Origin of the sequence: Paraburkholderia acidisoli, from assembly GCF_009789675.1 — a bacterium.
In the GTDB taxonomy this organism is placed as follows: domain Bacteria; phylum Pseudomonadota; class Gammaproteobacteria; order Burkholderiales; family Burkholderiaceae; genus Paraburkholderia; species Paraburkholderia acidisoli.
Genome location: NZ_CP046913.1, coordinates 673575 through 687816, shown reverse-complemented (window position 1 = coordinate 687816; position 14242 = coordinate 673575). Strand labels below are relative to the sequence as shown.

The window sequence follows — 14242 nt, the reverse complement described above, 5'->3', positions numbered from 1 at the left end:
CATCGTCCCCGTTTTACCCGCCGCTTTTCGGCCTCGAAACGGCCGGGAACGCGTTCGCGGTTTTTTCACGACCCGCGCCCCGCCTTGCTCTGCGCCCCGTTATGCCATTTGTGCAATGTGCAGTTGATTTCCCCGTGTGTGCGTAGGCGAACGGACAACCCATCCGCCAAAACTTAAATTTCACTTACAGGAAATTACCGCGGTGGCCACACCACCACCACGGCGCACCGGGGGACGAGTCGATGAATCTAGCTGCGCTCATGAGCGGCCTTGACCGGCGTTCAGCTCAATCCGAACCAGACATCGTGTCCCGCCTTCCTTTTGGCTACCTGCGTACCTCGATAAGCGTGGCGTGGATCGCCCGCCCGGCATGACCCGTACGAGGCCATTACCAAAACGATCGGAGAGCGACAGATGTCACTCATAGAGGGGTTTTCAGGAGACACGCCTGAATCGATGCATCACGCGGCCGGCGTGATCGCTCGCTTCGAGGCCACGGTCGCGCAGTTCGGCGATCGCATTGCCGCCGTCGACGCCACGGGTGAAGACACCTACGCCTCGCTCGACGCGCGTTCGGCGCGCCTCGCGCACGTGCTGGCCGAGCGCGGTCTCGCGGCCGGCGAGCGCTGCGCGATCATGGTCCCGCGCAGCCGCGACACGCTCGCGCTGATCCTCGCGATCCTGCGCGCGGGCGCTGTCTACGTGCCGCTCGATCCCGCGTATCCGAAAGCGCAGCTCGACTTCATCGTGGCCGATTGCGCGCCGAAGCTGATCGTCGCCGATAGCGCGGCGCTCGCCAGCATCGGCGATCTCGAAGGCAACGTAATCGATCTCGCCGATCTGCTGGCCGCGTCCGCGCACGCCGACGCCGCTGCAACGCAAGCGCGCCACGGCGACGACGCGGCGTACATCATGTACACCTCGGGCTCGACGGGCAAGCCGAAGGGCGTGATCGTGCCGCACCGCGCGATCTCGCGTCTCGTGCACGGCCAGACGTTCACCGAACTCGCGCCGCACACGCGCTTCCTGAATCTCGCGCCGCTCGCCTTCGACGCCAGCACGCTCGAAATCTGGGGCCCGCTGCTCAACGGCGGCTGCGCCGCGATCATCGGCGACGTGCAACCCTCGCTCGACGTCATCGCCGCCGAAATCGCGCGCCTGAACGCGACCACCGCGTGGTTCACGGCCGGTCTCTTCAACGCGCTCGCCGACTACCGGATCGAAGCGTTCGCGCCGCTCAAGGAAGCGCTCACGGGCGGCGATGTGCTCTCGCCCGTGCACGTGCGCAAGGCGATGGACGCGCATCCCGCGCTGCAGATCGTGAACGGCTACGGCCCGACCGAGAACACGACCTTCACGTGCTGCTACCGCGTCGTGCGCGGCAGCGAAGCGCTCGCGAACGGCGAGGCGATTCCGGTGGGCTACGCGATCGCGGGCACGACCGTGCATATCGTCGATGAGAAACTCGCGCCGGTCGCCGCAGGCGAAGTGGGCGAACTCGTCGCGGGCGGCGCGGGCGTGGCGCTCGGCTACCTCAATCGCCCCGAACTGAGCGCCGAGAAGTTCGTCGACGATCCGTTCGCGCCGGGCGGCAAGCTCTACCGCACCGGCGACCTCGTGCGCCGCCGCGCCGACGGCGCGATCGAGTTCCTCGGCCGCAACGACCGCCAGATCAAGATCGCGGGCAAGCGCATCGAACTCGACGAGATCGAGCACGCGCTGCGCGTCGCGCCCGGCGTGGCCGACGCCGCCGTGGCCGCGTTCGAGAACGCGCGCGGCAAGGCCATCGCCGGCTTTGTCAAATCCAGCGCCGCAAACGTTACCGCTGCCGCCGCAGCGATCCGCGCGCATCTCAAGGCCGCGCTGCCCGACTACATGATGCCGACGGAACTGCGCGTGTTGCCGGACTTTCCGCTCACGCCCAACGGCAAGATCGATCGTAAAGCGCTGCTCGCGAGCCTGAATAAAACTGATTCGCATACCGAAGCATCGACCCCGGCCGGCACCGACATCGCCGCGAAACTCGCCGCCGTGTTCGAACAGCTGCTCGGCAAACCTGTCGATCGCCACGCGAACTTCTTCGATTTGGGCCTGCGCTCGCTCGACCTGATGCGCGCGCACGCGATCATCGCGCGCGACGTGACGGCCGGGCTCGCGCTCGTCGACCTGTTCCGCCATCCGAACGTGGCAGCGCTGGCCGCGCAGCTGCACGAGGCGAACGACGCGGCGCCGGGCGAATCGCTCCCGCGCCGCGCCGCGACCTCGAGCGGCGCGATCGCCGTGGTCGGCATGTCGGGCCGCTTCCCGGGCGCGCGCAACGTGGGCGAGCTGTGGGCGAACATTCTCGCGGGCCGCGACTGCGTCACGCATTTCGACGTGACCGAACTCGAAGACAGCTTCGACGACAAGTCGCGCCGCGACGCGAGCTACGTGAAGGCGCGGCCGATCCTGCCCGACGTCGATCGCTTCGACGCGGGCTTCTTCGGCATGCTCGCGCGCGAAGCCGCGCTCACCGACCCGCAGCAGCGCCTGTTCCTCGAAATCGCGTGGGAAGCGTTCGAAGACGCGGGCTACGATCCGGCGGCCATCTCGGGCGCGGTGGGCGTGTTCGCGGGCACCTCGATGAACACGTACTTCCTCAAGCACGTGTTGACGGACCGCGCCGTGATCGACGAATTCACGAGCCAGTTCCAGATCGGCGAATATCAGAAGCTCGTGGGCGCGGGCGATTTCGTCGCCACGCGCACCGCCTACAAGCTCGGCCTGACCGGCCCGGCGGTGTCCGTGCAAACGGCGTGCTCGACCTCGCTCACGGCCATCGGCCTCGCGGTCGAGAACCTGCGCGCGGGACGCTGCGAGATGGCGCTCGCGGGCGGCGTGTCGATCACGTTCCCGCAAAAGCGCGGCTACTTCTACCAGGAAGGCGGCATGGGCGCGCCCGACGGCGTGTGCCGGCCGTTCGACGCGAACGCGCAAGGCACCGTGTTCGGCAGCGGCGCGGGCGTGGTCCTGCTCAAGCGCCTCGAAGACGCCATCGCCGACGCCGATCCGATCTACGCCGTGATCCGCGGCGTGGGCATCAACAACGACGGCGCCGACAAGGTCGGCTTCACCGCGCCGAGCGTCGACGCCCAGGCGCGCGCCGTGGCCATCGCCCATGCCGAAGCGGGCATCGACCCGGCCTCGATCGGCTATATCGAAGCGCACGGCACGGCCACGCCGCTCGGCGACCCGATCGAATTCGCGGGCCTCGTGCAGGCGTTCCGGCTGGGCGGCGTGGATGGCGGCCAGCGCGGCCAGTTCTGCGCGCTCGGCTCGGCCAAGGCCAACGTGGGCCATCTCGACGCGGCCGCGGGCGTGACCGGTTTGATCGCCGCGTCGCTGGCGCTGCGCCATCGCACGCTGCCGCCGCTCACGCACTTCAGCGCGCCGAACCCCGCCATCGAACTCGCGAACAGCCCGTTCTTCTTCAACGTGGCCGCGCGCGCGTGGCAAGCGGGCGAGGCACCGCGCCGCGCGGGCGTGAGTTCGCTGGGCGTGGGCGGCACCAACGTGCACGTCGTGCTCGAAGAAGCGCCGGAGTACACGAGTGCGAATGCCGCGAACGATGCGGACGAAGCGCACGATGCCGATAACGCGCCGCAAATCCTGCCGGTTTCGGCCCGCAGCGCCGCCGCGCTCGAACGCGCGAAAGCGAATCTCGCCGCGCACCTGAGCACGCATGCCGACGCCGCGCTCGCCGACGTGGCCGCCACGCTGCAAACGGGCCGCCGCGCGTTCACGCATCGCGCGGTGGTGGTAGCCGAGAACACGGAGCAAGCGCAGGCCAAGCTCGCGAAGGGCGCACTCGAAGCGCAGGCGCCGCAAGCCGCGCCGCCCGTCGTGTTCATGTTCCCCGGCCAGGGTTCGCAATATCCGGGCATGGGCGACGCGCTCTATCGCACGCAGCCCGTGTATCGGCAGTGGATCGACAAGGGCGCCGAAGTGCTCGCGCCGCATCTCGGTCTCGACATCCGCACGCTGATGTTCAGCGCCGCGCCCGAAGGCGATGACACCCCGCACCCGATCCGCTCCACGATCTACGCGCAGCCCGCGCTGTTCCTCGTGGAATACGCGCTCGCGCAACTGTGGATCGCGCGCGGCATCAAGCCCACGGCGATGATCGGCCATAGCGTGGGCGAACTGGTCGCGGCCTGCGTGGCCGAGGCGATCGCCTTCGAAGACGCGCTGTATCTGATCGCGCAACGCGGCGCGCTGATGCAGGCCGCCGAGCCGGGCGCGATGCTGGTCGTGCGTCTGCCCGAAGCCGAACTCACGCCGATCCTGCCCGCCGACGTCGATCTCGCCGCGCTCAACGCGCCCTCGCTGAGCGTCGTGGCCGGGCCGTTCGCGGCCATCGAGGCATTCGAGGCCACGCTCAAGGCCAGCGACATCGAACATCGCCGCCTGCATACGTCGCATGCGTTCCACTCGCGCATGATGTCGGGCGTGGTGGACGAACTCGCCAAGGTCGCCGACACGCTCACGTTCGCACTGCCGAAGATTCCGTACGTGTCGTCGGTGACGGGCGAATGGGCGTCCGCGCAAACGCCCGTGACGGGCCACTACTGGGCGACCCACTGCCGCAACGTCGTGCGCTTCGGCGACGCGCTCGCCACGGCCACCGCCAGCGCGGACAGCAAGCCGCTGCTGCTCGAGATCGGCCCCGGCCGCACGCTCGCGACGTTCGCCACGCAAGGTTTGGCGAAGGATCGTTATCAGGCCGCCATCGCCTCGCTGCCCGACTTCTCGCTGCGCGAGCGCGAACTGGCGCTCTTCGCGGAAGCCACGGGCCGCCTCTGGCTCAACGGCGTCACGCCCGACTGGAAAGCCGTTCAACCGCATGCCGCCCGGCGCGTGTCACTGCCGACCTATCCGTTCGAACCCGAACGGCACTGGATCGACGCGCCCGCCGCCGCCTCTTCCGTTCCGAACCCGCTCACGATCACAACGACGACCACGACGACGCAAGCCGCGACGCTCGCCAGCGCCAGCGCCGCACCTGCATCGACCGACGCCAACAACGACATTCCTCAGACCGCCATGGACCAAATCGCTCAAATCGACCGCAAACCGCGTCTCATTGCCGAACTGGCTGCGCTGCTCGCCGAAATGTCCGGCGAAGCGCCCGACACGTCGAACCCCGACGTGACCTTCTGGGATCTCGGCTATGACTCGCTCTTCATGGGTCAGGTCTCGCGCCAGCTGCGCCGCCGCTACGACGTCACGATCAGCTTCCGCCAGATCATGAGCGACTACCCGACGCTGCCCGCGCTCGCCGGTTTCCTCGACGGTCAGTTGCCGCCCGACCCGGCACCGGTGGCTGCGCCTGCGCCGGTTGAAGCGGCCGCACCGGCCGCCGCTGCGACTCCGGCTGCCACACCTGCCGCGGCCGTGGTGACCGCGGTCGTCGCACCGGTCGCTGCCGCACCGCTTGCCGTGCCGTTCGCCGTCGCGCCGGCCACGGGCGACCTGCAATCGGTGATTCGCGATCAGCTCGCCGCGATGCAAATGGTGATGGCGCGTCAGCTCGACGTGCTGCAAGGCGTGCCGCTCGCCGCCGCGCAACCGGCCGTGGCCGTGCAGGCGCTTGCCGCGCCGGTTGTCGCACCGCTTGCCGCGCCGGTCGCCGCAGCCGCCGTGGCCGCACCGGCACCGGCCGCTGCGCCCGCCCACGCCGCCGGTCCCGAGATCAAGTTCGAGGAAAACCGTCCGTCGCGCTTCACGGCCTACAAGCCCGGCGTCACGCCTTCGGCGCAAACCACCGACGCGCAAACGGCCTTCATCGCCGACTTCGCGAAGCGCTACTCGGCCAAGTCGCCCACCTCGAAGTCGCGCACGCAAACCTACCGCGCCGTGCTCGCCGACCCGCGCACCGCGAGCGGCTTCCGCGAAGAGTGGAAGGAACTCGTCTACCCGATCGTCGCGCAACGCTCGAAGGGCTCGAAAATCTGGGACATCGACGGTAACGAATACGTCGACGTCGTGAACGGCTACGGCCAGACCGCGTTCGGCCACACGCCCGACTTCGTCGTGGACGCCGTCAAGGCGCAGATGGACGAAGGCTTCGCGATCGGGCCGCAGTCGCCGCTCGCCGGTGAAGTCGCGCAAATGTTCGCCGACATGACCGGCCATCAGCGCGTGACGTTCTGCAACACGGGCTCGGAAGCGGTGATGGCGGCCATGCGTCTCGCGCGCACCGTCACGGGCAAGGACAAGGTGGTCTGCTTCGACGGCGACTACCACGGCCAGTTCGACGAAGTGCTCGTGAAGCCGGGCAGCGAAGCGGGCGTGCCGCGCGCGTTCCCGCTCGCCCCCGGCATCCCCTCGCAGTCGGTCGGCAACATGGTCGTGCTGCCCTACGCGAAGGCCGAAAGCCTCGAATGGATCAAGGCCAATATCGATGATATCGCCGCCGTGCTGATCGAGCCGGTGCAGTCGCGTCACCCGAACCTGCGTCCGAAGGAGTTCGTGCAGCAACTGCGCGAAGTCACGGCCGCGAACGAGTCCGCGCTGATCTTCGACGAAGTGGTCACGGGCTTCCGCGTGCACCCGGCCGGCATGCAGGGCTACTGGGGCATCCAGGGCGACATGGCGACCTACGGCAAGGTCGTGGGCGGCGGCCTGCCGATCGGCGTGCTCGCGGGCACCGCGCAATACATGGACGCGCTCGACGGCGGCCAATGGCAATTCGGCGATGCCTCGGTGCCCGAAGTCCCGCCCACGTTCTTCGCGGGCACCTTCGTGCGCCACCCGGTCGTGCTCTCGGCGATGAAGGCCGTGCTGCTGCATCTGAAGGAAGCCGGCCCGGCGCTGCAGGAAAAACTCGGCGCGCGCATGGAAGGCCTCGTGCAGCGCATCAACGCGCACCTGGAGAAGGTCGGCATCGCCACGCGCGCCGAAACCTTCTCGAGCTGGTTCTACGTGAACCTCGCCGGTGAAGATCGCCTCGGCAGCCTGTTCTATCCGTACATGCGCTATCTGGGCGTGCACATCATGGAAGGCTTCCCCTGCTTCCTGACCACGAGCCATAGCGACGAAGACATCCGCAAGATCGGCGACGCCTTCATCGAGGCCATCGACGCGCTGCAACGCGTGGGCATCTTCGGCGGCAAGGTCGAAGCGGCGCAAACGCCCGCGCTCGCCCCGGCTGTTGCGCAACTCACGCAGGCGCCGCTGACCGAGCCGCAGAAGGAAATCTGGATGTCGGCGCAGCAAAGCCACGAAGCCTCGTGCGCGTTCAACGAATCGTTCACGCTCGAACTCTCGGGCAACCTGAACGAAGCGGCGTTCGAGCGCGCCTTTGCGGCCACGGTCGCCCGTCACGACGCGCTGCGCGTGCACTTCTCGCGCGTGGGCGACACGATGATCGTCGATCCGGCCACCACGGTGCCGCTCGTCACCATCGACCTCGCCGGTCACGCGGACGCGGCGGGCGAACTCGCGGCGATCGTCGACGGCGAAGCGCGCGCGGTGTTCGATCTCACGCGCGCCCCGCTGGTGCGCGCCGCGCTGATCCGCCTCGAAAGCCAGAAGTGGGCCTTCGTGTTCACGGGCCATCACATCGTCTGCGACGGCTGGTCGATCAACATCATCCTGCGCGATCTCGCGGCGCTCTACGAAGCCGACGTCTCGGGCAAACCCGCCGAACTCGACGAAGTACAGAGCTTCCTCGCCTATGCGAAAGAACAGCACGACCTGGGCGTGGATGCCGAAACGCGCGACTTCTGGCTCAATCTGCATCGCGAACCCGCGCCGCAACCGGAATTGCCCGGCGACCGCGCGCGTCCCGAGATCAAGAGCTTCAACGGCGCCTCGACCACGCGTCACCTGAGCGCCGACCTGCTCAAGCAGGTGAAGACGGCTTCGTCGAAGCAAGGCTGCTCGCTGTTCGCCACGCTGTTCGGCGCCGCGCAAGTGCTGTTCGGCCGCCTCGCCAACAACGACGACGTGGTGATCGCCGCGCCGATGGCCGGTCAGTCGCAAGCGGGCGAAGCGCTGCTCGCGGGCCACTGCGTGAACTTCCTGCCGCTGCGCGTGAAGTTCGACCGTCAGCAACCGTTCGCCACGCACATGAAGGCCGTGCGCGACCACGTGTACGACGCCGGCGATCGCCAGAACTACACCTACGGCGCGCTGGTGCGCGACCTCGGCATCAAGCGCGACTTCAGCCGCCTGCCGCTCACCGACCTGCAGTTCAACCTGGAAAAGGTCGATGGCGAACTCGACATGGCCGGCGTCACCACGCGTTTCGCGCCGAACGCCAAGGCCTATAGCAACTTCGATCTGTTCCTGAACGTGATCGAGTCGGCGCAAGGTCTGCGTCTGGATTGCGACTTCATCACCGATGTCTACGACGAAGCCACCGTGCAGCGCTGGCTCGGCCACTACGAGACGCTGCTCGCCGCCATCGCCGCCGACGCCGACACGCCGATCGCCGCCCTGCCGCTCCTGAGCGACGCCGAGATCCACCATCTGCGCGACGAACTGAACGCCTCGCAGCGCGATTTCGACCTCACGCAGACGACGCCCGCACTGATCGCCGCGCAAGCGCAACAGACGCCGGACGCGCCCGCCGTGGCCGACGCCGCCACGCGCCTCAGCTACGCCCAGCTCGACGCGTGCGCCAACCAGATCGCCCGCGCCCTGGTGGCGGCCGGTGTGACGCCGCGCTCGCGCGTGGCGGTGGCCATGAGCCGCGGCGCCATCACGGTGGCCGCGATGATCGGCGTGTGGCGCGCGGGTTGCGCCTACGTGCCGCTCGACATGACGATGCCGGCCGCCCGCCTCACGCAGATCCTCGACAACGCCGGTATCGCCGCGATCTTGAGCGACGGCGCGAGCCGCGCCGTGCTCGAAGCGGGCACGCACCGCGTGCTGGAAGTCGAGGCGCTGCTCGCCGCCGACACCGCCGCAACCACGCTGCCCGCGGTGGCGGATGCCGATTCGGCCTACGTGATCTTCACCTCGGGCTCGACCGGTCAACCGAAGGGCGTGGAAATCGGCCATCGCGCGCTGAGCAACTTCCTGCTCTCCGTGGCGCAGGCGCCGGGCTTCACGGCCAGCGACCGCATCGTCGCCGTCACCACGTTCTCGTTCGATATCTCCGGTCTGGAGCTGTTCCTGCCGCTGATCGCGGGCGGCCAGACCTTCGTGGCCGGCCACGAGGAAGTGCGCACGGGCTTCGAGCTGGTCACGCGTCTGCACGACGAAGCCGCCACGGTGCTGCAAGCCACGCCTTCGCTGTGGCGCATGCTGCTCGAAGCGGGCTTCAAGGCGCCGCAAGGCTTCAAGATCCTGTGCGGCGGCGAACCGCTGCCGCGCGATCTCGCCGATGACCTGCTCGCCACCGGCGCCGACGTGTGGAATCTCTACGGTCCGACCGAAACGACGATCTGGTCGTCGGCGTCGCGGGTGGCCGCCAGCGGTCCGATCGTGATCGGCGCGCCGCTCGCCAACACAGACCTGCACGTCCTCACCGAGGACCTGCGCCTCGCGCCGGTGGGCGTGACGGGCGAACTGTGGATCGGCGGCGAAGGCCTCGCGAAGGGCTACTTCAACGGGCTCGTGCTGACCAACGCCGCGTTCCAGACCGTCGCGATCGAAGGCGCCGCGCCGCGCCGCCTCTATCGCACGGGCGACCTCGCGAAGCGTCTTGCCGATGGCTCGCTCCAGCATCTCGGCCGGCGCGACCAGCAGATCAAGCTGCGCGGCTTCCGCATCGAGATCGAGGACATCGAAGCCGCGCTGCGCAAGTCGCCGGGCGTCACGGCCGCCGCTGTGGCGCTGCACACGGTGAACGGCAGCGCGCGTCTCACGGGCTATCTCGTGGGCACGGTCGATCAGGGCGCGGTGGCCGCGCAACTGGCCGAACGCCTGCCGGCCTACATGGTGCCGACGCTGTGGATGACGCTCGACGCGCTGCCGCAAACGAGCAACGGCAAGCTCGACCGCAAGGCGCTGCCGGTGCCCACCGCCGAGATGGTGGCCGCGCCGGTGCGGCACGCACAACCTACGCTGAAGGCGGTGGAAACGGTTGCGGCGGTTGAACCGGTTGCAGCGGTCGAGGCCGTCGAGGCGGTCGAGCCCGGGCAAGCCAGCGCGACGGAAGCGGTGGCAACGGTGGCGGCAGCTGAAGTCGCGCCGACGGCAACCGAAGCCACGCTCGCCGCAATCTGGGGCGAAGTACTCGGCCTCCAGCACGTGGGCACCGACCAGAAGTTCTTCAGCCTCGGCGCGGACAGCCTGCAACTCTTCCGCATCGTCGCCCGCATGAACGAACGCGGCTTGAGCGTGGATGCGCGTCAGCTGATGAAGAACGTCACGATCGCCGAACTCGCCGCGACGCTGGACGGCAAGGCGGCGCAGGCCCCGGCCGAAGCCGCTCCCGCGGCCCGTCCGTCGATCCTGAACTTCAAGCGCAGAGTGGCCGAAGGAGTTTGAGCATGAACGGAATAGCCCTGAAGCTCGCCACGTTCGACGACCGCGAAGACGGCGCCGCGAACGAGGCGATCGAAGCGAGCCACGCCCTCTTCCCGGCAACCGCGTGCCAGACGCGGTTCTGGAACGAGCAGGCGGCGTCGCCGAACGCATCGGCCCTCAACATCGCGTTCCGGCTGCAGCTGTCCGGGCCGCTCGACACCGCGAGCCTCGAGCAGGTGCTCGGCGCCCTGGTCGCGCGGCATGAAGTGCTGCGCACCGGCTTCCTGATGACGGGCGCGGGCCTGCGTCAGCAAGTCTGGAGCCGCGTGCCGTTTCGGCTCGACGTGGTCGACCTGAGCGGCCTCGACGAGCCCGCCGCGCGGGCCGAGGCCGAACGCGTGGGCGGCCAGCAGGCGCGCACGCCGTTCGCCCTGACCTCGCCCGCGTTCTTCCGCGCGGTGTGGTTGCCGCGCTCGGCGACGCAAGGCGAGTTGCAGCTCACCTTCCATTCGCTCGTGATGGATGGCTGGTCGTTCGCGATACTCGTGCGCGAACTGGTGCAGGGGCTGGCCGCGCGCCATGCGGGCGTCGAAGCCGGCTACGCCGAAGTCGACCTGCATCACGGCGACTACGCGATGTGGAAGGGCGAATTCCTCGCAAGCGGCGCGCTCGACCGCGCGCGGGCGCACTGGCGCGGCGAGCTGCGCGATTTCAGCCGCTTCGACGTGCCCGGCGATCGTCCGCGCCCGCAGGCGCGCGGCTTCCAGGGCGCGATCCGCTCGATCCTGCTGCCGTCTGCCCTGAGCGACCGTCTGATCGCCGCGGCCAAGGCGCAAGGCGTGACGCTCTTCAGCGTCGCGGCGGCGGGTCTCGCGATGGCGCTCAACAAGGCCACGGGCGCGAGCCGCGTGGCGCTCGGCACGCAGATGTCGGTGCGCGACCAGCAGGAACTCGAAGGCGTGGTCGGGCCGCTCATCAACACGGTGATCCTGCGCCTCGACGTGCAGCCGGGCAGCACGCTCGCCGACGTCACCGCGCAATGCGGCGCGAAGCTCAGCGACGCGATCGAGCATCTGCACGTGCCGTTCGAAGAGATGATGACGATGGCCGGTGAGCCGGCCAGCGCGAACCGGCCGCCGCTGTGCTCGGTGAACTTCGCGTTGCAGCAGAGCTTCGTGGGCGGCGGCGACGAAGTGCGGCGCGACGCCTTTGCCGCGACGACCTCGCCGTCGTTCAACGCGGGCGCGCTCTACGACCTCAACTTCTTCATGGTGCATCGCCCGGACGGCTGGCGCATCTCGTGTGAAGGCGACACCGATCTTTACGACGTCGCCACCATCGACGCGCATCTGGCGACCTGGCGCGACGTGCTGGAAACGGCCGAGATCGCGCCGGCCCGCGCCGCCGCGCCCGTGGCGCAACTCGCCGCGGTCATGTCGCTCGCGTCGGTTGCGTCGATCGCGGACGCACGCAGCGCCGCCACGGCCGCCGGTAACTCGGCCGCCGCCGCGCAGAAAGCCTGCGCGCCGGGCGTGGGCGTGAGCGGCTTCATGAGCGCCGCCGACCTCGCCGCGCAGGCGGACAACATCGTGCAGTTCAACGAGGACGCGCCGGGCACGCCCATCATCGTGCTCAACAACACGGCCGTGTTCTACGAGCTGGCGAAACAGGTGGGCACGGCGCGCCCCATCATCGACATTCCGATGGTGCCGCGCGGCGAGCCGCGCACGTTTCCCGACCGCGCCTACCAGGATATCGCCGCCGACGCCGTGCGCCTGATTCGCATGGCGCGCCCGCACGGTCCGTACATCCTGATGGGCCACTGCGTGCTGGGCGCGCTCGCGCTCGAAGCCGCGCATCAGCTGCGCCGCGAAGGCGAAACGGTGGAGCTCGTCGTGCTCAACGACTCGTGGTGCCCGGGCTACCGCGAGTCGATGCCGCTGTTCGACAAGCTCATGCGCAAGGTGCGCGTGCGCGCGTACGACATTCCGCGCGACTTCCGCGCGGCGCGCCGCCGCGAGACCTCGATGAAGGTGTTCCTCAAACAGTTCCGCACCGTGCGCGCGCTGCGCCTGCTGCCGCTCGCCACGCGGCTCGGCCTGTTCAAGAACGACGGCCCGAACAACGAACTGGCTGAAAACCTCTGGTATATCGGCCATCTGCGTGAACAGCAGGTTCGCTATCGCGCCGCGCCCTATGACGGCGACGTGCAGATTTTCCGCAGCGCCCAGGTGCTCAAGGGACGCCAGTTCGCGTGGGATCTCGGCTGGGACAAGGTCGTGACGGGCAAGCTCGTGGTCACGCCGGTGCCGGGCATGCACGACGCGATGTTCCGCGCCGAGAGCGCGGCGGTCATCGGCAAGCAGTTGCACGAGCGTCTGGGCGGGATCGAGGCGCGCGTGGCTCACGAGGCGAGCGGCGCGACGGCCATGGCGGACGGCGCGGCGGGTGCGGAAGGCGCGAATGCCGCCACGCCCACGTTCCTGAGGCACGCCAGCGCGTAACGCGCGGCATGCTCGGCCGATGCTGCGGACTCGTCACGTGTTGCTGATCGCGTTGGGCGGCGTGCTGATCGTCGCCGGTTTCATGTGCGCGAAACTCGCCCTGCCCGGCCTGTTTCGCCGCATGCCGGCGGCGCTCGCCGCCGAAGCGCCCGCGCCGGACAAGATCCGGCTCGCCGTACTCGGCGACTCGGACAGCCAGTCGTACCACGACACGCTCATGCTCGGCGACCCCGGCGCGCGCGGCGGCCCGTGGCGCGCGACCACATGGCAGTGGACCGAGGTGCTCGCGCAACTGCGCGGCGGCCAGATCGATCTCGGCGCGTGGGGCGCATGGGGCAGCGGCAAGTATCGCGCGTATATCGAGGAAGCCGCCGGCGCTTCCGCGCGTACGCCGCGCAAGCAGGACTATCGCTACGACTACGCGGTGAGCGGCTCGAACTGCAGCCAGTTGATGGGGCGCTCGCAGCGCCAGGCGATTCGCCTCGTCGAGCTGATGGACGCCGATCCGCAAGGGTGGCGCGGCAGCGTCGTGCTGATTCGCATGGGCGTCAACGATATCGGCGCGCACGACGTGCTCGACGAGCTGTCGCGCGATCCGCACGCGGCGCGTCCGCTCGCGATCATCGACGCCTGCGTGAAAGCGATCGGCGACACCGTCACGCTGATCCGCAAGTCGCACCCCGACACCCGCGTCGCCTTGATCGGCATCCTCAGCAACGCCGACTGGTCGACGGAATTCGACAGCTGGCAATCGGGCCGCGCGATCGCCAATATCGACGCCGGGCTGGATCGCTACGACAACGGCCTGCGCCAGATCGCCGCCAACGATCCCCACGTGGCGTTCTTCGACGACCGCGCGTGGTTCCGCGGCCTGTGGGGCGCGCGCGACGACCATGGCCGCCCCGTGTACAAGACCGTGACGCTGGGGCCGGGTGTGGGCTCAACTGCGGGGTCAACCGCGGGATCAACTGCGGGCTGGGCCGTCACCAACACCTCCGGCGACGACCCGCACAACGCCGTGCTCAACGACGGCCACGCAGGCGTGGTCTGGAACGCGTTATGGGCCCAGCATCTCGTGGCCTCGCTCGACAGCGCCTTCGGCCTGCACATCGCGCCCATCACCGACGCCGAAGTCGTGCGCTTCTTGCAGCCGAGCTTTCGCGACGTGCCGAAGTAGCGCGAGGCTAGCGTTTGACGAGCCGCTTCACGGCGCGAAGCGGCGACTTCAGCCGGTTCATCGGCGCGAACACGATGTCGGCGTAGGTTGCGACGTATGC

3 protein-coding genes are annotated in these 14242 nt (G+C 68.9%); all 3 read left to right on the top strand.

The genetic code is table 11. The features are described 5' to 3' along the window. Window positions 1–414: 414 nt before the first annotated feature. From FAZ98_RS02935 to FAZ98_RS02925, 3 genes are read left to right on the top strand one after another with little or no spacing between them, the layout of a single operon-like run. Complete coding sequence (locus FAZ98_RS02935) at window positions 415–10482, top strand: non-ribosomal peptide synthetase/type I polyketide synthase (protein ID WP_199272284.1); 10068 nt, start codon at window positions 415–417, stop codon at window positions 10480–10482. A 2-nt stretch (window positions 10483–10484) separates the two neighbouring features. Beyond that, on the top strand, window positions 10485–12965 hold the full coding sequence (locus tag FAZ98_RS02930; protein ID WP_158948620.1) for a condensation domain-containing protein: 2481 nt from the start codon (window positions 10485–10487) through the stop codon (window positions 12963–12965). 19 nt (window positions 12966–12984) lie between these two features. Further along, window positions 12985–14142: an SGNH/GDSL hydrolase family protein gene (locus FAZ98_RS02925; protein WP_233272647.1), complete on the top strand. Its 1158-nt coding sequence runs from the start codon at window positions 12985–12987 to the stop codon at window positions 14140–14142. The last annotated feature ends 100 nt before the right edge of the window (window positions 14143–14242 follow it).